At 33.6% G+C, this 20758-nt stretch carries 19 protein-coding genes and 1 riboswitch; of the genes, 15 read left to right on the top strand and 4 right to left on the bottom strand.

Features of this window, described 5'->3' with window-relative positions; genetic code table 11:
• The first annotated feature begins 145 nt into the window (after positions 1 to 145).
• The 7 genes from NST14_RS09550 to NST14_RS09580 all read left to right on the top strand — a co-directional run bounded on the left by NST14_RS09550 (position 146) and on the right by NST14_RS09580 (position 6619).
• Entirely contained in the window at positions 146 to 931 is a 786-nt protein-coding gene (locus NST14_RS09550; protein WP_000418478.1) for a hypothetical protein, read from the top strand.
• Between the two features lie 58 nt (positions 932 to 989).
• Entirely contained in the window at positions 990 to 1862 is an 873-nt protein-coding gene (locus NST14_RS09555) for a WXG100 family type VII secretion target (protein ID WP_000526898.1), read from the top strand.
• 14 nt (positions 1863 to 1876) lie between these two features.
• Entirely contained in the window at positions 1877 to 2086 is a 210-nt protein-coding gene (locus NST14_RS09560) for a hypothetical protein (RefSeq protein WP_001036914.1), read from the top strand.
• 1 nt (position 2087) lies between these two features.
• A complete protein-coding gene (locus NST14_RS09565) occupies positions 2088 to 2372 on the top strand; it encodes a DUF4176 domain-containing protein (protein ID WP_000531359.1) in 285 nt (94 codons plus the stop codon).
• 79 nt (positions 2373 to 2451) lie between these two features.
• Positions 2452 to 2832: a BA_1872 family lipoprotein gene (locus NST14_RS09570; RefSeq protein ID WP_000838921.1), complete on the top strand. Its 381-nt coding sequence runs from the start codon at positions 2452 to 2454 to the stop codon at positions 2830 to 2832.
• Positions 2833 to 3177: 345 nt separating this feature from the next.
• Entirely contained in the window at positions 3178 to 5208 is a 2031-nt protein-coding gene (locus tag NST14_RS09575) for a class I SAM-dependent methyltransferase (protein WP_000835418.1), read from the top strand.
• Between the two features lie 277 nt (positions 5209 to 5485).
• Complete coding sequence (locus tag NST14_RS09580; protein ID WP_001046898.1) at positions 5486 to 6619, top strand: TIGR04053 family radical SAM/SPASM domain-containing protein; 1134 nt, start codon at positions 5486 to 5488, stop codon at positions 6617 to 6619.
• Positions 6620 to 6736: 117 nt separating this feature from the next.
• Here the strand turns inward: NST14_RS09580 and NST14_RS09585 are convergent, their stop codons facing one another.
• Positions 6737 to 7267 carry a GNAT family N-acetyltransferase gene (locus NST14_RS09585; protein WP_000483981.1) on the bottom strand — a complete coding sequence of 177 codons (531 nt, stop codon included), beginning with the start codon at positions 7265 to 7267 and terminating at the stop codon, positions 6737 to 6739.
• 142 nt (positions 7268 to 7409) lie between these two features.
• Between NST14_RS09585 and NST14_RS09590 the strand changes: the two genes are divergently transcribed.
• The 4 genes from NST14_RS09590 to NST14_RS09605 all read left to right on the top strand — a co-directional run bounded on the left by NST14_RS09590 (position 7410) and on the right by NST14_RS09605 (position 10969).
• Positions 7410 to 8108 (top strand): response regulator transcription factor, encoded by a 699-nt coding sequence (locus tag NST14_RS09590; RefSeq protein ID WP_000414537.1) that lies wholly within the window; start codon positions 7410 to 7412, stop codon positions 8106 to 8108.
• Positions 8098 to 9165 carry a sensor histidine kinase gene (locus NST14_RS09595; protein ID WP_000695279.1) on the top strand — a complete coding sequence of 356 codons (1068 nt, stop codon included), beginning with the start codon at positions 8098 to 8100 and terminating at the stop codon, positions 9163 to 9165. The genes NST14_RS09590 and NST14_RS09595 overlap by 11 nt, the downstream gene beginning before the upstream one ends.
• 82 nt (positions 9166 to 9247) lie before the next feature.
• Positions 9248 to 10108 (top strand): M23 family metallopeptidase, encoded by an 861-nt coding sequence (locus tag NST14_RS09600; protein ID WP_000265703.1) that lies wholly within the window; start codon positions 9248 to 9250, stop codon positions 10106 to 10108.
• A gap of 12 nt (positions 10109 to 10120) precedes the next feature.
• Positions 10121 to 10969: an alpha/beta fold hydrolase gene (locus tag NST14_RS09605; protein ID WP_000263701.1), complete on the top strand. Its 849-nt coding sequence runs from the start codon at positions 10121 to 10123 to the stop codon at positions 10967 to 10969.
• Positions 10970 to 11037: 68 nt separating this feature from the next.
• Here NST14_RS09605 and NST14_RS09610 read toward each other — a convergent pair whose 3' ends face one another.
• Positions 11038 to 12333, bottom strand: a complete 1296-nt coding sequence (locus NST14_RS09610; RefSeq protein WP_001030647.1) for an Nramp family divalent metal transporter — start codon at positions 12331 to 12333, stop codon at positions 11038 to 11040.
• 476 nt (positions 12334 to 12809) lie between these two features.
• Between NST14_RS09610 and trhO the strand changes: the two genes are divergently transcribed.
• Entirely contained in the window at positions 12810 to 13769 is a 960-nt protein-coding gene (gene trhO / locus NST14_RS09615; protein ID WP_000246227.1) for an oxygen-dependent tRNA uridine(34) hydroxylase TrhO, read from the top strand.
• Positions 13770 to 13961: 192 nt separating this feature from the next.
• Here the strand turns inward: trhO and NST14_RS09620 are convergent, their stop codons facing one another.
• On the bottom strand, positions 13962 to 15437 hold the full coding sequence (locus tag NST14_RS09620) for a hypothetical protein (RefSeq protein WP_000387465.1): 1476 nt from the start codon (positions 15435 to 15437) through the stop codon (positions 13962 to 13964).
• Positions 15438 to 15612: 175 nt separating this feature from the next.
• Here NST14_RS09620 and panE point away from each other — a divergent pair, with 175 nt between their 5' ends.
• Entirely contained in the window at positions 15613 to 16557 is a 945-nt protein-coding gene (gene panE / locus NST14_RS09625; RefSeq protein WP_001221880.1) for a 2-dehydropantoate 2-reductase, read from the top strand.
• A 55-nt stretch (positions 16558 to 16612) separates the two neighbouring features.
• On the opposite strand, the gene NST14_RS09630 is transcribed toward panE, so the two are convergent.
• Positions 16613 to 16741 carry a hypothetical protein gene (locus tag NST14_RS09630; protein WP_000031869.1) on the bottom strand — a complete coding sequence of 43 codons (129 nt, stop codon included), beginning with the start codon at positions 16739 to 16741 and terminating at the stop codon, positions 16613 to 16615.
• A 139-nt stretch (positions 16742 to 16880) separates the two neighbouring features.
• Positions 16881 to 17027: riboswitch (cyclic di-AMP (ydaO/yuaA leader) on the top strand.
• A 144-nt stretch (positions 17028 to 17171) separates the two neighbouring features.
• Here NST14_RS09630 and NST14_RS09635 point away from each other — a divergent pair.
• Positions 17172 to 18998 carry an APC family permease gene (locus NST14_RS09635; protein ID WP_000254902.1) on the top strand — a complete coding sequence of 609 codons (1827 nt, stop codon included), beginning with the start codon at positions 17172 to 17174 and terminating at the stop codon, positions 18996 to 18998.
• Between the two features lie 599 nt (positions 18999 to 19597).
• Entirely contained in the window at positions 19598 to 20758 is a 1161-nt protein-coding gene (gene nheA / locus NST14_RS09640; RefSeq protein ID WP_000751839.1) for a non-hemolytic enterotoxin NHE subunit A, read from the top strand.

Here is a 20758-nt window from a genome sequence, read left to right on the forward strand (position 1 = left end):
TAGTATAAATCAACATACAAGCATTTTCTTTCTGTAACTATGTTTGTTTTTAATTATATAAAAAAAATATTAGATTATATATTTTGTCCTTGGTATACTTAAAAGGTAATTTGGGGTATTAAGATGAATTGATAGAGGTGTTTGTGTGGAATTATTTGAGTTTTATAAAAAAAAGGGGAAGTTTAAGTGTTTGATTGGAATTGGGCTCTTTCTTTATGGATTAATTGGTATATATAATACTCGAGGTAATATTAATTGGGGACCAGTAATTTTTATTATTATAGTTTCATTTGTTGTTTTTGGTATTGGATTTTGGCAACTAAGAAAAGGCGATTTATTAAAAGAAAATATAGTTGAAAATGATTTGAAGTTTTGGGATATCGATACTTATATTTTATTAGAATTACCTGAAAATAATAAACATTTGGGCTTATATACTCCTGATGGGATATATGTAGCAGGAACAAAGATGGTTTCTTCAACATTACCTGTTTTAAAAAATAAACAAGTTTTTGGATTGGAAGCAAGTGATGGAGAAATTCTAGCATATTTTCATAGTGAAGTTGAAAATTATGATTGGGCTATTTATGATTCAAATTATAATTGTGTAGGGATGTTTAAAGAAAATATGATACAAGGATTTGGAATGGTACGTGGTGCTTTAACGAATGAAAAAAAGATAAAAATTTCTGAAGTAGAAGTTGAATTTGATTTTTTCGAAACTTCTTTTCGTACAATGGATAACCGGATATTAATAAACTGTAAAAGAGGATATATGCCTTTGGAATGGAGCGAAAGATTCGGATTAAATGTACCTATTATTAAATTAGGTAATAATATTTCTAATGCTGAAAAGATATTTGGTTTAGGGGTTCTTATCTATATTTTAGAAACAATTAAAGTAAGAAAGAGTAGGATTTTTAATGATTAAAATTAAATGTTTATGTTATAAGATTTATTGAATGTGTTATTAGGGTAGGGGGATATCCATGGGGAATATACAAGTTAGACCGGAAGAATTGAGAAGAATTGCAAAGAATTTTAAATATGCTAGTAATATAGAATCAGATCGTCATTTGAAAATTCAAGGGGAATTATTAAATCTTCAAATGAGATGGATTGGTGCTTCAAGTTTAAGTTTTTATAATGATCTACCTAGAATGAATAAAGCACATGAATCTTTTCTTAATATTATAAAGCAAATAGAAGATGAATTACTTCGTATAGCAGAGAAATTTGAAAAAGCTGATATGGAATATTCGTCTAAAAACTCTAAAAATGATTCACTTTTGATGAATTCAAAGTCAGCGGTTGAAGCGGGAGTTGGAGTAGTTGTAAAAGGAATTGGTAATGTAATTAATGGTGAAAAGTATGAAAAGTCACTTGTAGATGAAAAGGGAAATGGTGGTCTATTTATTAAAGGTCTTACAGTTGAAGCCGAGCCGTTTGTAAGTTCTCGTACTTATGATAGATTTGATGTGAAAGATAAAAACAAGAGGGAACAAACTTTTGGACCTATGGTTGGTTTTACAGTAGCCCAAGCTGGAATAGAACAAGAGAATATTAGAGGATTTGGAGTAGGAGCTGAAGCTAAAGTAGCACTTGCTACTGCAGAGTTAGGTGCTCATGTAGAAAATGGGAATTTACATATAGGAGCTGAAGCTACTCTGGTAAAATATGAGAGTGCTATAAAAATCCCACTTCCATTTTCTGATAAAAAATTACAAATTGGAGGATCGGCGTCACTTGGGACAGTCGGGGGATCTTTAGAAGCTGGAAAAAGTGGAGTGAAATTCCATGTACCATTTGGTCCTGGTGTAGGTTTATGGGGATTTGGTGGAGAATTTGCTATTAAAGAATAAAGGGGAAAATTAGTATGAATAAGAAAGTGAAAATTTTAAAATATTTTATGGTTATATTAGCTTGCATTGCAATTTTTGGGACAGTTTTACCTAATGCATTAGATCCAAATGAATCATTAGCAGGGAAAATTTCAATTGCAACTTTCGGTACAATTGGAGCTTGTTTACTATTCTCTATTATGTATTTTATTGTAAAAAAAGCTATTTTAAGAGGTGGGAAATAAGATGGGACAAAATTTAGAGTTAGAATTACTTCCAATAGGTTCTGTTGTAATGTTTAAAGATTGGGAACATCCATTAATGGTTTATGGAAGAAGACAGATGGATTCTGAAACAAAAACAACATGGGATTATGTATGTTGTTATTTCCCTCATGGTAATATTTCTTCAGAGTACAATTTCTTTTTGAATCATGAAGATATCTCTAGTGTGTTACATCTTGGTTTTATTAATGAAACAGAATTAGAGTTTCAAAAATTATTTAAAAAAGAAATTGAAGAAAAACAGTGATTCTTTTTAGGTGTTGGTGTTTTTGAAATAGTTAAAGAATGGATCTTAATTCACATATACATAAAAAAGGGGAATTTCTATGAAATCATTACGTTTATTTATGATTCTCACTCTTGTTGTATTGTTAAGCGCGTGCAATACAGCAACACAAGTTACAAAGGTTCAAAAAAATGGCGAAACGACTTTAAAAATTGGTTCTCTGCAAGGGTATTACGATGTACAAACGCTTAAAGCTGAAAAAGGAAATGTGGAAATCCCTTATGAAGCAGCTGTTGAAGAAGGTACGATTTTATTACAAGTTACAAAAGATGATAAGGTTATTTATGAAGAAGAAATCACTTCTCAAAAAGAAGGTTTGCTTTCTTTTGAAGCTCCAAAATCCGGATCATATGATTTAATTGTACGGGTGAAGGGTGAAAAAGAGAAAGCGAAAGAAATTCAAATACATACTAAGCTATGAAAAAACGGCAAGTGGAATGCACCCGCTTGCCGTTTCCATTTTCAGTTGATTTTGTTACAACATATGTTTATTAATTTAAGAGGTGATCTTTCGAAATTCCTCATGAAGTTAAAATAAGAGATGAACAAAAAATATGTTACAACTTTGGCATGGTAGTAACGGAATTTATAACTCTCTTTTACATAATAAAAAGACTGGGTTTGATACATTTTTATTCGAAAGAGATGTAGATGGTAAAAAGCAAGTAGTAGTAGTATTTAGGGGGAGGGACATAAGGTGATGTTCTTTTTGGAGAAGATGCCTTAGACCTTACTACAGATATTGATTATATATGGGGGAAATAAGTTGAAAAGCATTGAAGTTCTAAATACATACATTGAAGGGATTTCTGTTGCAATCCCTACGTGGTTAAAGCATCTAATTGAGGCAGAGGAGATACATCAAAACTATGAGAATGTACAAGTACTTGGTGCATTAAAAACAGATGCAGTGTTGTACTATGTACACCGTACGCTGCAAGTGTTAGATGGACTGTCTTTAGGTGAAGAAGCATATCGTATTATTGAAAAGGTACTAACGTATAGTGAGCTTGCAAAGGTAGGATCTTTAAAACAGCGGGAGCAATGGAAGAAAAAAGGGATTAATCTATTGGTACATAACGAGGGTTCTGCTGATATCTTTAGTGATATTCAGTTTATTGAACGTGTAGAGACAAACTTAAACTCTACTGAATATTTGTTTATTCAAGATTTAATTAGAACACATGGATTAATCGGGCAGTATATACGCGGGGAGGCTCGTTTGGACTCTCATGTTGATTTAGTTAACACATATAAAGAAGAATATGGAGACGTTAGGTTAAAGGAGATTCTATACTATCTTAACCAATGCATTATTGAGGGCGTATCAAAAGCTTTGTGGAGTGAAGTGAAGAACGATGTGAAGATTACAATTGATGGTCTGTTTGATGGTTATATGGAGCCATTTACTTCTCGTATACATAGACTCACGCCAAAACATAAGGAGTCAGCATTTGAAAAAGATATAATTATGGGGAGCGAGAAGAGTGACGTTCAAACATTCTTATCTGATAAGGATTTGTGGTATGTAGAACCGTCTATGCATGCTCTTAGCTTTGAGGATATTTGGACAGTTTTTGTTATGTTAAAGAATGAGATAGGCACTAGAAAAGTTCAGCATATACATTTCGAGAAATTGATGCAGCAGCTACATTATGATTTCAAAGGTGAAAAAAAGGACAACGTGTATCGTAAGCGAGTTATTGAGAAGTATTTACGGGAGTACCGTGAGAACGAGAAACCGAATACAACGCATGTTTCTTTTCAGGTTAAAGTCGATGAAGATATGAAGACTGCGTATGTGTCGTTTCGGTTTTCTGCTGTAGGTGAGGCGTTAATTACCTTCTGTGTAGAGGCAGAAAAGATAGATATGATGCATGCTCGGGCAAATGTCCTGCTGTTTGATTTCTTCGGGTTACGAAAGGATGCATATGATAGATTCCATAACGAAGAAGTGTATCTGGAGCATATGAATAGCTCGGCTGATGATAAACGAATTATTCTTGATTACATAAAGGGAGATACGATTGTAGATGTCGGAGCCGGTGGTGGTGTCATGCTAGACATGATTGAAGAAGAGACCGAGGATAAACGAATCTACGGTATCGATATTTCCGAAAACGTGATTGATACGTTGAAAAAGAAGAAGCAGAACGAGGGGCGTTCTTGGAACGTCATTAAAGGGGATGCAATCAATTTAAGCAGCTCATTTGAAAAAGAATCGGTTGATACGATTGTATATTCTTCTATCCTTCATGAGCTGTTCTCTTATATCGAGTATGAAGGTAGGAAATTTAATCATGAAGTAATTAAAAAGGGGCTGCAGACTGCTTATGAGGTATTAAAGCCAGGAGGCCGTATTATCATTCGTGATGGCATCATGACCGAAGATAAAAGGTTAATGCGGGTGATTCGTTTTAAAGATGCAGGCGGAATGAAGTTCTTAGAGCAGTATGTCCAAGAATTTAAGGGGCGTATAATCCAGTATGAGGTACTTGCAGACAATACAGTCAAAATGCCTGTTAATGATGCAATGGAGTTCTTATATACGTATACTTGGGGCGAGGATTCCTTTGTTCATGAAGTGCAGGAGCAGTTTGGAATTTTTACGCCAAACGACTATAAGGACTTCGTAAAGGGTATCTTTGGAGATAAAGTAAATATCGTTCAAGCTATGAACTATTTGCAGGATGGATATACAAACCATCTTAGCGAGAAAATCGAGTTTACAGATGAGTCTGGGAATGATATTGCGCTACCAGATAGTACGTTCTTTATGGTTTTAGAAAAGAGGTAATGATGTTGGAAAACTTTAAAAATACTATTTTAAAACAACTTAATTTAAATTTGATGAGTTGAAGAAAGCAGAGATGTTAATATAAATACCCCTTTAGATAATTTAGTCTAAAGGGGTATTTATATTAAAAAAAGAGATTTTGTAATTGGTGAAGAGGAAGGTAGAAACATTAGATCAACAGTAGGGTAGGAAGAGAATGATTTGTGATACATCTCACACCATAAATACATATATAACTTTACAATTAGAATATCAATTGATGGGAGGGTTAATATTGATGAATCTTGATTTTAATAATAATCCATTTATTGTAATATGGGAGTTGACAAGAGCATGTCAATTAAAATGTCTGCATTGTCGTGCAGAAGCACAGTATCATCGTCATCCTCTAGAGTTAACATTTGAAGAAGGAAAAAAACTAATTGATGATATATATGAAATGGAAAATCCAATGCTTGTATTTACTGGTGGAGATCCATTAATGCGTCCAGATGTATATGATATTGCGGAATATGCTGTGAAAAAAGGTGTTCGAGTATCTATGACGCCAAGTGCCACCCCGAAAGTTACGAAAGAAGCGATTCAAAAAGCAAAAGAAGTAGGACTTGCTAGATGGGCATTTAGTTTAGATGGACCAACAGCTGAAATACACGATCATTTTAGAGGGACAGAAGGGTCATTTCAATTAACGATGAATGCGATTCGTTATTTGCATGAATTAAAAATTCCTATTCAAATTAATACCGTTGTTTCTAATTATAATGTGGATGTACTTGAAGAGATGGCAGTGTTAATAGAAGAATTAGAATGTGTACTCTGGAGTATATTTTTCTTAGTTCCAATAGGGCGAGGGAAGGAAAAAGATATGATTTCACCAGCTCAACATGAAAGGGTATTCCGTTGGCTATATCAACTTAGTAAAAAGGTTTCTTTTGATATTAAAACAACAGCTGGTCAGCACTATAGACGTGTTGTGATCCAAGAAAAAATGAAAGAACATAAAAAGGAAAAACAGGTCATTCAATATCAGGATGTATTGATGAATGGGATGACGGGGCGAGTTAATGGGCTTGGGCGTGCTCCAAAAGGGGTGAATGATGGAAACGGTTTTGTATTTATTTCTCATATTGGAGATGTATATCCAAGTGGGTTATTGCCGATTAAAACCGGGAATATTAGAACAAATTCGCTAGCTGAAATCTATCGGAACTCCCCTGTTTTTCAAAATCTTCGTAATCCTGACAAGTATAAGGGAAAGTGTGGTGTTTGTGAGTTTCGATATGTTTGTGGGGGATCTCGTTCTAGAGCATATGCAATGACGGGGGATTATATGGAAAGTGAGCCTTTCTGCGTATACGTACCAAAAGCATTGCGAAAACAGAAAAAGAACATAAAAAAGGGCTATGAGTAAAAGCTTACTCACAGCCCTTTTTTAATGTTTTATAAAGTATAGTACTTCGCATCCTTCATTAAAAATTCGCTACCTATAACTGTTGTACTGAAACAAGTTTTTTACACATGTATTCTATTAAAACGATTTTAATAAAGAATAAAAATTCGTATCATAGGGAATGTCATCTTGATACATATAATTTTTTAGAACGCCTTCTTTTTCAAAGCCTAATTTTAATAGTACTTTATTGGAAGCTTCATTTTCAAGAAATACAATTGCTCCGATCCGCTTTAAATGAATCGTATGGAAACCGTATGATATAACCTCAGAAACAGCTTCAGTCGCATATCCTTGTCCCCAGTGTTCAGGCAAAAAGGCATAACTTATATTGGCCCGTTTATGCTCAGAAGACCAATCGTGAAAACCAATGGTACCGATGAGTTCTTTCTTGTCTTTTGATTCGATTCCCCATTTTATACCGCTTCTTGCATTGTAACTCAGTTTAAAGTTATGAATAATTTGTTTCACTTGATCAATATCTTGTAACGGTTTTTGGCCATAATAGCGCAGTACGTCAGTATTAGAAAAGCATTTTAGTATACTTGGTGCATCTTCTTCGGTAAGTTCTCGTAGAATGAGTCGGTCGGTTTTCAATATAGGAAACATGCTTTCACTCCATTTCTTTTGAAACTAGAATGTGTTGTTATTATATAATTTAGTCTGAAAATAAAGATTATTCAAGAGGGGAGTATGGCTTTAATTTATGATAAAATTGATTGTGGAATATATTTCAAAAAGAGGTTTGTATATGGAGAAAAATTCAATTTTAATTGTAGATGACGATCAAGATATTGTTCGATTTATGAACGTGAATTTAATGCAAGAAGGTTTTAAAGTTTTTAGTGCTCATAACGGAGAAGAGGCTTTAGAAATTATAAATAATAATAGCATTCAACTTGCTATTTTGGATATTATGATGCCACAAATGGATGGGATAGAATTGTGTAGAAGAATTAGAGAGAAACATAGTTTGCCAATTATGTTTTTAAGTGCAAAATCATCGGACGTAGATAAAGTCGTCGGATTTAGTACGGGAGCAGATGATTATATTGTGAAGCCGTTCAGTACAATTGAATTAATTGCAAGAGTGAAGGCTCAATTAAGAAGGTATACATATTTCAATCAAAATGCTGTCCAAGTAATAGAAAAGAAAATAAATATTAGAGGTTTAGAAATAGATGAAGCGTCTAGAACAGTAATGTTATATGGAGAAACAATCAATCTTACGAAAACTGAATATGATATTTTGTATTTAATGGCAGCTGCAAAGAATCGTGTATTTACTATTGAAGAAATATATGAGAGCGTTTGGAAAGAAAGGGCTTATGAAAGCAATAATACAGTAATGGTTCATATCGCAAGATTAAGAAATAAAATTGAAGAGAATCCAAAAGAACCGAAGTTTATTCAAAATGTTTGGGGAGTCGGATATAAAATTGAAGATTAAATCATTACAAGGCATTAGAGCTAAGTTTTTTATCGCATTCATATGTAGCATCTTGTTAGCGACTGTAAGTATAATAGTGTTTCAAATTTTGGTTGGAAATATATATAGTCAGGTTAATGTTTTAGAGGAAAAATATTCATTTTTATATTTTATAGTTTTTTTGATTTTTACTACAACATACTTTGCATTCATGACAAAAACGCTGATGAAAAGGTTGTCTCAAATTAACAAGAACGTGAAAGAAATAAGTGAAGGTAATTTTGAAATACATATACCTATTTCGAAAAGCGATGAGATTGGTGAACTAGCGACAAATGTTAATAGAATGGCGAAAAGCTTAAAAGAGTCTATCGAGAATGAAAAAAAATCACAGGAAATGAAAAATGAAATGATTAGTAATATTTCTCATGATTTACGAACGCCAGTAACATCTTTAATCGGTTATGCGGACTTATTAGGAAATAAGCTGCATGCAAATGGAGAAGAATGTGAACAGTATGTAAGCATATTAAAGCGAAAAAGTTATGAATTAAAAAATCAAGTTGATGAATTATTAGAATACTGTCAAATAAATTATAGAGAGATTGAATTACATAAAAGTGTAGTAAATATGAAAGCGTTAATGGAACAAATTATGATTGATTTTGTACCACAACTAGATGATGCCGATATGAGCTTTTGTATGAAAGGTGATAAGGAGTTACATGTGGAAATGGATGTAGCACTTATGGTGAGGTTATTCGAAAATGTAATTAGTAATAGTATTATGTACGGGAAAGACGGAAAGGAGATTGTAATTCAAATTTCTAAAAGAGACATGAATGTTGAAATAGAAATTAAAAATTTTGGGCAATGTATTCCGGATGAGAACCTGCCTTATGTTTTTGAGAAGTTTTATCGTGGTGAAAAATCACGCAGCTCTCATACAGGTGGAAAAGGAATGGGACTTGCAATTGCGAAAAGTATAGCAGAACTTCATAAAGGAGATATCGCTGTACGTAGTAACGATAAAGAAACAGTTTTTACTATCGTTTTACCGCAGTATAAAGAAATGTAAGAAAGTCGTAAGTATTTCTTACGTATGTTGTAATTTTCAATTCGTATCATGTAGAACAAGGATATGAGAGTGGGGATATAACATGTGGAAGAAATATGTGTTGGTAATTTTAGTTGCTTTTTTACTTACAAGTTGGAGTGTAATTTATTTAGTTAATGGTATTATATCAGTCGTTTTTTGGTGGAGTATACAAGCCTTTAGCTTCGTATTAAGCTTTATTTTGATAGGGTCAGTATTACTATTTGTGTGGAAAGGCATTTTCAGAAAGCGAATAGATAGAACGCTACTCTTCATTGTGCTTTTTTCTATAATTGGAGCTTGGCCCTTAGGATGGTTCGCTAACATAGGCGGACTTGCTTACCCGGCAGATGTACATTCTACGAGCCCTAAAGTAGTCGTGCGCTTTCCTTTAAATGAACGAGCATTAATAGGTTGGGGTGGTGATCGTTTAGAAACGAACTATCACGTTATCAAACCAAATGAGCGCTGGGCATATGATATTCTCATTCCTCCTGCTGAAGTGAAAAGTAGTAAGTTGGATGATTATGGAATATATGGAGCGAAAGTAATGGCACCAGCTTCTGGAACAGTTGTATCAATTAATAATGATGAAAAAGATTTAGTTCCGGGATCGGATGATTTTCAGTCAATGGCGGGAAATCATATTTATTTACGACTAGATGAAACAGGGACATTTTTGGTTCTTGCGCATTTAAAGAAAGGGTCAATTAAAGTGAAGGAAGGACAACATGTAAATGAAGGAGAATTTCTTGCTCAAGTAGGTAACTCAGGAAGTTCAAGTGAGCCACATTTACATATTCATCATCAAAGGCAGGATCCATCCAAGGTAAGCATATTTTTTTCGGAAGGATTACCACTTTACTTTCGAACTGAGAAGGGTGTGATAATGCCGGAAAAAGGAGAATATATAAAAAGACATTAGGGGGAAACGCTGATGTGGGAGAAATATTATATCGAAACTGATAGAGGGAAATTTGAGTATTTTCAAAAGGGAGAAGGAAAACCACTTTGTGTAACACATCTATACAGTGAGTTTAATAGTAATGGTAATTTATTTGCTTCTGCATTTACGAATCATTACACAGTGTACCTTATAAACTTAAGAGGATGCGGAAATTCTACACATGACACCACCAAATATAATTTGGGAATGGTAGATGCAGTACGTGATTTAGAAGCGATACGTGAGGCGTTGAATTTTAAAGATTGGACATATGCAGGTCATTCAACAGGTGGAATGCTAGCTTTACAATATGCGATAATGTGTCCAGAGAGGCTTGTAAAAATTATAGCTGGCGGATTATGTGCATCAGCTGAGTATATGAATCATAAAAATAGTATTTATTGTAGAGATAATGATCAAAATGCTCGTTTAAGAGAAATATTTGCAGTGCTCAGGGACGTAGCTTCTACAATTGATGAGAGGCGTGCCGTAAATAAAGAGTGGACAATGATGTCTTTATATAATGAAACAGCGTATGATGAAATGATTGCTAGACCGAACAGCGGTAAAACAGTATCAAAGCGTCTTGATTATTTTTCTTATAAGGAGTTACCTACATTTGATTTACGTTTACAATTAGAGAATGTAAATATACCAGCCCATATTTACGCTGGAATTTATGATGCACAGTGTCCGTATGAATTTGCAGTGGAAGTAGCGGAGCTTATGCCAAATGCGATAATGTCGACATTTGAATATAGTAATCATTTTCCATTTATTGAGGAGGAAGAAGAGTTTATAAAATTTGTTGAAAGCACGGTCTGTCATGTAAATGGATGATGAAAATCTATAATTTAAAAAGAAGAAGGCTGTCTTTAACAGAAATTTGAGACAGCCTTCTTCTTTCATTACCCTACAAATGTTTGATACAGTAAGAAAATATTTAAAATGATAACAAGTACAGCAATGATCCAAGCGATAAAGGTAGTTATGCGATGGTTAACGAGTGCCCCCATAATTTTTTTACTACTTGTAAACATAATAAGTGGTACTAATGCAAAGGCAATACCGAATGATAAGACGACTTGACTCATGACTAGAGCGTAAGTTGGATTTACACCTAAAGCGATAATAACTAATGGTGGAATCATTGTAATAAATCGGCGTAAGTATAACGGAATATGCATTCGAATGAAACCTTGCATAATAATATCACCTGACATTGTACCGACAGAAGAGCTAGATAGTCCTGCTGATAAGAGACCAATTCCAAATAAAGCAGCTGATACAGGACCGACTAAGTTGCTAAACTGGTTAAAAGCGACATCAAGATCTTCGACATGCAAGCCGTTTTTAAAGAATAGTGCAGCAGCAACAATTAACATACTTGCATTAATTGCTCCAGCGATAATCATTGCGATAATGATATCTATAAATTCGAATCGGAAAATCTTTTTCTTTTGTTCATCATTTGTTCCGACTACGCGGCGCTGCGTTAAGGCGGAATGTAAATAGATTGCGTGTGGCATAACTGTCGCACCTAAAATTCCGGCTGCAAGTAATATACTGTCTACGCCTTGGAATTTTGGGATGAAAAGTCCTGAAAGTAGGGGACTTAATTCCGGTTTTGCATAAAAGACTTGTACACCAAAAGCGATAACAACGATAAAAATCATTCCTGTTATAATAGCTTCTAATGGACGGAAGCCTCTACGTTGAAATTCAAGAATAATAAATGATCCAGCAGCTGTAATTAAAGCTGCCGGTAACATCGGAATCCCAAATAATAAGTACAATCCGAGTGCAGCTCCAATAAATTCAGCTAAATCAGTCGCCATAATAACGAGTTCACCTTGTATCCATAAGCCGATGGAAACAGGTTTTGGGAAGTTTTCTCGAGCAATTTCAGGAAGGTTTCTACCTGTAGCGATTCCTAATTTAGCTGATAAAGTTTGGATTAATACAGCCATTAAATTAGAAGCAAGAATTACCCAGAGTAATAAATATCCATATTGTGATCCAGCGGCAATATTTGTCGCGAAATTGCCAGGGTCAATATAAGCGACTGAAGCAATGAAAGCAGGACCTAAGAATGGTAAAAGTCTTTTTAAGCCTTTCGTTTGTCCGCTTAATGCTAAATGCGCTGATTGAACAGTTGTACTTTGAGAAGGGACATGTTCATCTTTTGATATATCTTTATTCATAGTAGTTTTCCCCTTTGAAATGTTAACTTGATGAAATTATTGTAAGTATTCTTATTGTTTATTTCAATACATTTAAATGTATTAGATGATATTTTTATTTGAACATAAATGTTTCCTTAGTGCAAATTATATGTCTTTATACAATGAATGGTGTGGCATTATTAAAAATTGGGAGTTTATGGTGTGATGAGGCGGGGAAACATAATGAATTAAAGGGCTATTTTTGAAATTTATGTGAACATAAAGCCGATAATACAGCATATTAATTGATGGAATTGCATTTGTATGATATATAATATATTGGGATTACAACATAACCACAGTGTTTTGGTGTGTAATCTTGTTTTTTATTTTTGTTAACTGATAGAAAATAGTATAAAGAGAAGGAAATGGGATTCATTTTCTTATTATATATGTTTTGATATGAACGTTAACTTATACATGATTTTAAAAATTAGATAGGTGGTAGAAATACATTGGCAACTACAAAACCATACAGAGTATTACTATATTACATGTACACAACAATTGAAAACCCAGAAGAATTCGCGGCAGAGCATTTAGAATTTTGTAATTCACTTGAGTTAAAAGGAAGAATCCTTGTAGCTAAAGAAGGTATTAACGGAACTTGTTCTGGTACTGTAGAGCAAACAGAGAAATACATGGAAGCAATGAACAATGATCCACGTTTTGACGGTATCGTGTTTAAAATAGATGAAGCTGATGGTCATGCATTCAAGAAAATGCACGTGCGTCCTCGTCCAGAGTTAGTTACACTTCGTCTAGAAGATGACATTAACCCACACGAAATAACTGGGAAGTATTTAGAGCCAAAAGATTTTTATGAAGCAATGAAACAAGAAGATACAGTTATCATTGATGCGCGAAATGATTATGAATTTGATTTAGGTCACTTCAAAGGTGCGATCAAACCTGATATCGAATCATTCCGTGAATTACCAGATTGGATTCGTGAAAATAAAGAAATACTTGAAGGCAAAAAGATTTTAACTTATTGTACAGGTGGAATTCGTTGCGAGAAGTTTTCTGGTTGGTTAGTTCGTGAAGGCTATGAAGATGTAAGTCAGCTTCACGGCGGTATTGTAACGTACGGAAAAGACCCAGAAGTACAAGGTGAGCTTTGGGATGGACAATGTTATGTGTTCGATGAGCGTATCGCTGTACCAGTAAACCAAAAAGAACATGTTATCGTTGGTAAAGACCACTTTACAGGTGAACCTTGTGAGCGCTATGTAAACTGTGCAAATCCAGAATGTAACAAGAAAATTTTATGTTCTGAAGAAAACGAGGCGAAATATTTACGTGCATGTTCTCACGAATGCCGTGTAAGCCCACGTAACCGCTACGTAATACAACATGAATTAACGGAAGAACAAGTAGCTGCTGCATTAGAGAAAATCGAAGCAGAGAAGTAAGAGGGAAAAGGCTAATCTAAATTTTTGGATTAGCCTTTTTTATATTTGATTTTTGGCGTTTTTTGTCGGTAAGTCGATATATTTAAATAATCGCTGATATATTTCGAGTTGCGCCGATATAATTTGAAAATCGCTGATAAAAATTTCAATTACTGTAGCGTACCACATACTTCAATGTAAAAATACTCTTCTTTACTTCTTATCATCTTTCTCTCTCACAGCAGAAAGTACAGTTTGTTTTACCCATGCTTTTCTTCGTTTATGTTGTAGACTCCATTGGTATAAACTTTGCGCACCTAAAATAAGTGAAATGACTATGCCGCTAATTGCTATTAACAGCGCGAAAAATTCAAGTGGCGATGATATTTTGTTTGAATCGGTGTTTCTTAACAGATCAATCATAGTAAACCCTAACATTTGGCCTACTACAGAGTAGAGCGTTAAAATTAATAGTAAAAGGCTATCTTTTTTTGAAGCAACATTTTCTTGATATTTAAACAAACTATCAAGATTTTGTTTTGCATTCGAGTATAGTATCTCGATGTTAAAAAGCTTTCTTAAGCGGAAGAAAATATCTTCACTCTGTGATTGGGATACTAGCTCTAAAGAAAAGTAATTCGCCGTAAACGAATTGATTGAATAAATTAATTTCTCTATTTCATTTGTATCTTGTTCAATGTTTAATTCAGCATAAGCGTTTGCCATTTTCAATAAAACAATTTTATGAAATAGATTTAATAATAAAGCGTAATAAAACTCCCCATACATTTGACTCGCAAGTTTAGTAAATTCGCGTTCTCCTTCATTTGTTACACATGTGAATATATGTTCTTCCATTATGAAATAGCGATTCGGAGCCCATCTTTGGTAAGCGTGTTGTTTTAAATAATCATGAATATAAGGCAGATTATTTGCACTCACATATGCCTTGCCATCACTTGTTAACCCGGAAAGACTAGAAGTACGATAAACATCCACTTCATTCAGTTCCATATCTTCTTTTATAGATAATAAAGTTTGTACGTACATTCGCTGATCTTCAAAGAAAGGAAAGGTTTGAAAGTAAGAACTTCTTAATCTCTTCTTCTCAAAGAAATCTGTTACGCCATGAAATAAATAACCAAAAATGAATCTTTCCACTTGGGAATACTTTTTTCCGTTACATTCAATACAAATAGTCTCATTTGTATCATTTTTAGTTTCAAGTACACGGAAGCGAGCAGCGAATTCGATTGCTTCGGATAAAGTCATGTTTGGAGCAGTGTTTACTTCTGTTCGAATTGTTAAGAAGCCAAGTTCATAAGGACAAAGTGTTACATCAATAGAGTGTATCTTGAATGGGATTGAAATAAGATTTGTTGTTAAATGTCCAGCTAAGTTAAGGTCCTTTGAATAACGTTGCAAGCCCTTTTGATGCTCTGAGTGAGGAAAGAGAATTTTATTGGTAAATGAAAGATAGTATGCTTCCATATTTTGATGTGAAACTTTAAACTCCCCATAATATGTATTTTCATCATCGAGATGATCGAGCCGAAAAGGACGAAAATCATTTTTTTGTAAGAAAGGGAACATCTGTTGTTCATATCCAGCTTTAAACGAAAACGGGAATATAAATTGAAATATAGCTGTTGCTACATCTTTTTCCTCAATTACTTGTATTGCCTCCATCTATATTGTTTCCTTTCCATATATGCTATAGAAACAACATGCCCAAATTTATTTGAAAATAACCACTGTTTTATACTCAATTGAGAATGAAAATTCAGCTTATTTAGTAGGGGACATGTATAATGTTATGTATACTGAATGTTATAAAATTGTATTTTGAAAAGGGGGATGTTGTATGCGTATTTTAGTATTAGGAGCGGGAGGCGTTGGAGGATTTTTTGGGGGACGCTTAGTAGAAAAAGGAGAAGATGTTACTTTTCTTGTTCGTAGTAAACGGAAAAAACAATTGGAGGAAAGGGGACTTGTAATCCGAAGTGTTAACGGAGATTTTTCCTTTCAACCGAAATTAATAACGAAAGAAGATCAAACTGCTCCATTTGATGTGATTCTATTTTCAACAAAAGCGTATCACTTAAACGAGGCAATTCAAGATTTGAAGCCGTTTGTAGGTGAAAGTACTGTAATCATTCCGTTGCTAAATGGTATTGCTCATGTATCGCTATTACAAAAGGAATTCGGTGAGGAAAAAGTAATTGGTGGTTTATGCTTTATCGAGACGACGTTAAACAATCAAGGAGAAATTGTACAAACTAGCGCTGCAAATAGACTTATGTTTGGAGAAATGAAGTCTCAAGATTCAGAGAGAATAAAGCATATTTCTAAAGCATTTGCAGGTACGAAATCTAGTTTTATTTTAAGTGAAAACATTACGCAAGATATGTGGCATAAATATTTATTTATCACTGTAATGTCAGGTGTGACAACATTAATGCGTGCACCGATAGGACCGATTCGTGAAAGCGAAGGTGGACGCGATTTTATCCAAAACTTATTTGAAGAATGTATGGAAATTATGAGATGTGTAGGAGCACCAATTAAAGATAATATTGTCCAAGAACATATGAAAATAATTGATAAAATTTCGTATAATATGAAGTCATCGATGCAGCGTGATATGGAAAAAGGTTCGTCTATTGAAGCGAAGCACTTACAAGGATACTTACTAGATGTAGCGGAACAATTTTCTATAGAAGCACCATTATTAGGAGCAGTATATCAAAATTTGAAAGTGTATGAAGAAATGACCTTTAACAAATCAGCAATACAATTGGATGTATGAAAAAATAAAAAAGAAAGCAATATATAAGTGTATTGCTTTCTTTTTTTATGACAAATCATTTATTTCTTTTTGTTCTATCTGTCAAATTTATTTCCTGTTCACGTTTACCGTATAATTGATTAATTTCATTTGCTAATGCATCTAAATAGGAATCGGAAAAAATAGGCTTCTTTTCTTTAGACATATAGATCTCCTTTATTGATTTTTTAGTATTCATTATGTATATTTACCAGCGGATTATGCGCCATCATTTTAATTTTTTCTTTTTAAAAATTTTTGTTTACATTTTGAAAATAAAGGAGTATTATAATCCACAGTTTCAATTTTCTAAATCGCTGAAACCGCATGGTGCGGGGGACCCGTTCTTATGGATTAGTTCTTAATCCAATGGGGTGAATCCTTGAAAAAGGTAGGGCTACTCATAGGCCCGAATCCGACAGCTAACCTCGTAAGCGTTATATTGAGAAGGAAGGTGGAGCTTGTGCGACAAAAAAAATAATGTCTACAAGTCTATTTCGTTATGGCTTGTAGACATTTTTTGTTTTCTGAAGAAATCGTTTATCCGCTATAACTAGCAGAAAAGTTCGTACAAAATTATTGGAGAGTGGACAGCAGTGGTTTCATCTATTAAAAGATTTTTAATTGGAAGACCGTTAAAATCAACAGAGCTTGGAGAACAGAAGCTTAATAAAACGAAAGCTTTAGCTATTTTATCTTCTGACGCATTGTCATCAGTTGCTTACGGTCCAGAGCAAATTTTAATTGCTTTAGCAGGTGTTGGAGCGATCGCTTATTGGTATTCCATTCCGATCGCTGTTGGGGTATTAGTGTTATTGACGGCCCTTATTTTATCTTATCGTCAAATTATTTTTGCTTATCCGCATGGCGGGGGCGCGTATGTTGTATCAAAAGAAAATTTAGGGATGAATCCAGGCTTAATTGCTGGAGGATCTTTATTAGTTGACTATATTTTAACTGTTGCAGTAAGTGTGTCTGCAGGTACAGATGCGCTCACATCTGCTTTTCCTAGTTTACATGCACATAATGTAATCATTGCGATTATATTTGTTATATTTATTACCATCTTAAATTTAAGAGGTGTAACGGAATCAGCTTCCGTTTTAGCATATCCTGTTTATTTATTCGTTTTGGCACTATTTATATTAATTGGTGTAGGGATATACAATATTTTAACGGGGCACGTTTCGCAGGCTTTACACACGCCGATTGGAACACCAGTTGCAGGGATTAGTTTATTTTTATTACTAAGAGCATTTGCATCAGGTAGTTCTGCTTTAACAGGTGTTGAAGCAATTTCAAATGCAATTCCGAACTTTAAAGATCCTGCGCCAAACAATGCAGCGAAAACATTGCTTGCAATGGGTGCATTACTTGCAGTTTTATTTTCAGGAATTGTGTTCTTAGCTTATTATTACGGAATTTCTCCAAGTAAAGAAGTAACAGTTGTTTCACAAATTGCTGAACAAACATTTGGACGTAATTTCATGTACTATTTCATACAAGGTACAACAGCTTTAATATTAATCCTTGCTGCTAACACAGGATATTCTGCGTTTCCGTTATTAGCAGTAAACCTTGCAAAAGATAAGTTTATACCAAGAATGTTTACGATTAGAGGAGACCGCCTAGGTTACTCAAATGGAATTATTATACTTGGAATCGCATCGATTATTTTAATTGTAGCTTTCCAAGGGCAAACAGAGCATTTAATTCCGTTATATGCAGTAGGTGTATTTATTCCATTTACCCTTTCTCAAAGTGGTATGGTATTAAAATGGCTTCGTGAAAAACCGGAAGGATGGGCTTTACGATTAACGGTCAATTTAATTGGTGCAGTCATTAGTTTTATCGTAATGAGTATGTTCTTTTTAACTAAATTTGCACAAGTTTGGTCAATCCTTATTTTCTTACCTGTAATTATCTTCTTATTCCACCGAATTAAGAAGCATTATGATGCAGTAGGAGACCAACTAAGTTTAAAAACTTGTGAACGGATTGTTCCGATTGAAGGAAATGTAATTGTCGTTCCAGTAGCTGGTATGACACATGTGGTAGAAAACTCATTGAACTATGCAAAGTCTCTTTCAGCAGATCAAGTTATTGCTGTATATGTCGCTTTTGACAGAGAAGAGGAAAAGAAATTTGAAGAGAAATGGAAGAAGTGGCAACCTGAAGTAAGGCTTGTTACTTTACATTCTCATTATAGAAGTATTATTCAACCGCTAACAAAGTTCATTGATACAGTACAGTATAAAGCGAGTGAATCAAATTACCGAGTTACGGTCGTTATACCACAATTCATTCCGAAAAAAGGTTGGCATAACATTCTTCATAATCAGTCTAGTTTACTCATTCGTGCGTATTTACTCTATAAAAGAAATGTTGTTATTACAACAGTACCATATCATTTGAAAAAATAAGAAGGTTTTTTAAGGATAGCTTTACGAAAGTGAAGCTATCCTTTTTGTGTATACGCTATGCATAATTGCATACGAATCCGAAAGATATATTGATATAATTTTTACATCTGTGAGTAAGTAGAGGTTTTTGTTGTGATATATGGATATTTCAATTGAAAAAGTAAAGTGGATTATATTTTAAAATAAAGACATGAAAGCTTGAAAATAAAGGGAATGAAAATACTTCTTTACGTTATATAAATAGCTGTGTTTAAATGACCTTACAGTATAAAACTTATATGAAAACAAAACGGAATTTCATATTTACGTACGTTATTTAGTTTAATATGAATAATATTTTTATGTAATATATTCACTGTGTGAATGTGGAAATTGCTATAAAATAGAAATTTTATACAATGTTATTCATACTAATCACATATGAAAAAATAATAAAATGTTTTGTGAAGATAAGTAAGTACTGTAGCAATACGAGAGAGGTGGTTCATACATGGATTGCGGTGAGAACGTTCTCTATTTTAACCATCTCAAATTATGGGGAAGAAAATAGAATAATAAAATGCGATAGTAATAGTTGCTAATACATAGGAGGAGTTAAAGTGAAAAAGACTTTAATTACAGGGTTATTGGTTACAGCAGTATCTACGAGTTGTTTTATTCCTGTAAGCGCTTACGCTAAGGAGGGGCAAACAGAAGTGAAAACAGTATATGCACAAAATGTAATTGCTCCAAATACATTATCGAATTCAATTAGAATGTTAGGATCACAATCACCACTTATACAAGCATATGGATTAGTTATTTTACAACAGCCAGACATTAAGGTGAACGCGATGAGTAGTTTGACGAATCATCAAAAATTTGCAAAGGCAAATGTAAGAGAGTGGATTGATGAATATAATCCGAAGTTAATCGACTTAAATCAAGAGATGATGAGGTATAGTACTAGATTTAATAGCTATTATAGTAAGCTCTATGAACTAGCAGAAAACGTAAATGAAAATGAACAGGCAAAAGCAGATTTTACAGGCGCATATGGAAAATTACAATTGCAAGTACAAAGCATCCAAGAGAGTATGGAGCAAGATTTATTAGAACTAAATCGATTTAAAGCAGTATTAGACAAAGATAGTAATAACTTATCGATAAAGGCTGATGAAGCAATAAAAACACTACAAGGATCAAGTGGAGATATTGTGAAGTTAAGAGAAGATATTAAAAGAATTCAAGGGGAAATTCAAGCTGAACTAACTACTATATTGAATAGACCTCAAGAAATTATTAAAGGTTCTATTAATATCGGTAAACAAGTATTTACAATTACAAATCAAACTGCACAAACGAAAACAATTGATTTTGTTTCTATCGGTACTTTAAGTAATGAAATTGTAAATGCTGCCGATAGTCAAACGAGGGAAGCGGCTCTTCGTATTCAGCAAAAACAAAAAGAGCTTCTACCACTTATTCAAAAATTATCACAAACTGAAGCAGAGGCGACACAAATTACATTCGTTGAAGATCAAGTAAGTAGCTTTACAGAACTAATTGACCGTCAAATTACAACTTTAGAAACGTTGTTAACGGATTGGAAAGTTTTAAACAATAATATGATCCAAATTCAAAAAAATGTTGAAGAAGGCACATATACAGATAGTAGTTTACTACAAAAACATTTCAACCAAATTAAAAAAGTAAGTGATGAAATGAATAAACAAACGAATCAATTTGAAGATTACGTTACAAACGTTGAAGTACATTAA

The sequence above is a fragment of the Bacillus sp. FSL W8-0519 genome, assembly GCF_038005585.1.
Classification (GTDB): Bacteria; Bacillota; Bacilli; order Bacillales; family Bacillaceae_G; genus Bacillus_A; species Bacillus_A paranthracis.

Bases quoted from the DNA above. Each gene is read 5' to 3' on its own strand.
- NST14_RS09580 (WP_001046898.1), top strand. From the start codon at position 5,486: ATGAATCTTGATTTTAATAATAATCCATTTATTGTAATATGGGAGTTG.
- NST14_RS09585 (WP_000483981.1), bottom strand. From the start codon at position 7,267: ATGTTTCCTATATTGAAAACCGACCGACTCATTCTACGAGAACTTACC.
- NST14_RS09605 (WP_000263701.1), top strand. From the start codon at position 10,121: ATGTGGGAGAAATATTATATCGAAACTGATAGAGGGAAATTTGAGTAT.
- NST14_RS09620 (WP_000387465.1), bottom strand. From the start codon at position 15,437: ATGGAGGCAATACAAGTAATTGAGGAAAAAGATGTAGCAACAGCTATA.
- NST14_RS09630 (WP_000031869.1), bottom strand. From the start codon at position 16,741: ATGTCTAAAGAAAAGAAGCCTATTTTTTCCGATTCCTATTTAGATGCA.
- NST14_RS09555 (WP_000526898.1), top strand. From the start codon at position 990: ATGGGGAATATACAAGTTAGACCGGAAGAATTGAGAAGAATTGCAAAG.
- NST14_RS09610 (WP_001030647.1), bottom strand. From the start codon at position 12,333: ATGAATAAAGATATATCAAAAGATGAACATGTCCCTTCTCAAAGTACA.
- panE (WP_001221880.1), top strand. From the start codon at position 15,613: ATGCGTATTTTAGTATTAGGAGCGGGAGGCGTTGGAGGATTTTTTGGG.
- NST14_RS09590 (WP_000414537.1), top strand. From the start codon at position 7,410: ATGGAGAAAAATTCAATTTTAATTGTAGATGACGATCAAGATATTGTT.
- NST14_RS09570 (WP_000838921.1), top strand. From the start codon at position 2,452: ATGAAATCATTACGTTTATTTATGATTCTCACTCTTGTTGTATTGTTA.
- NST14_RS09565 (WP_000531359.1), top strand. From the start codon at position 2,088: ATGGGACAAAATTTAGAGTTAGAATTACTTCCAATAGGTTCTGTTGTA.
- NST14_RS09600 (WP_000265703.1), top strand. From the start codon at position 9,248: ATGTGGAAGAAATATGTGTTGGTAATTTTAGTTGCTTTTTTACTTACA.
- NST14_RS09560 (WP_001036914.1), top strand. From the start codon at position 1,877: ATGAATAAGAAAGTGAAAATTTTAAAATATTTTATGGTTATATTAGCT.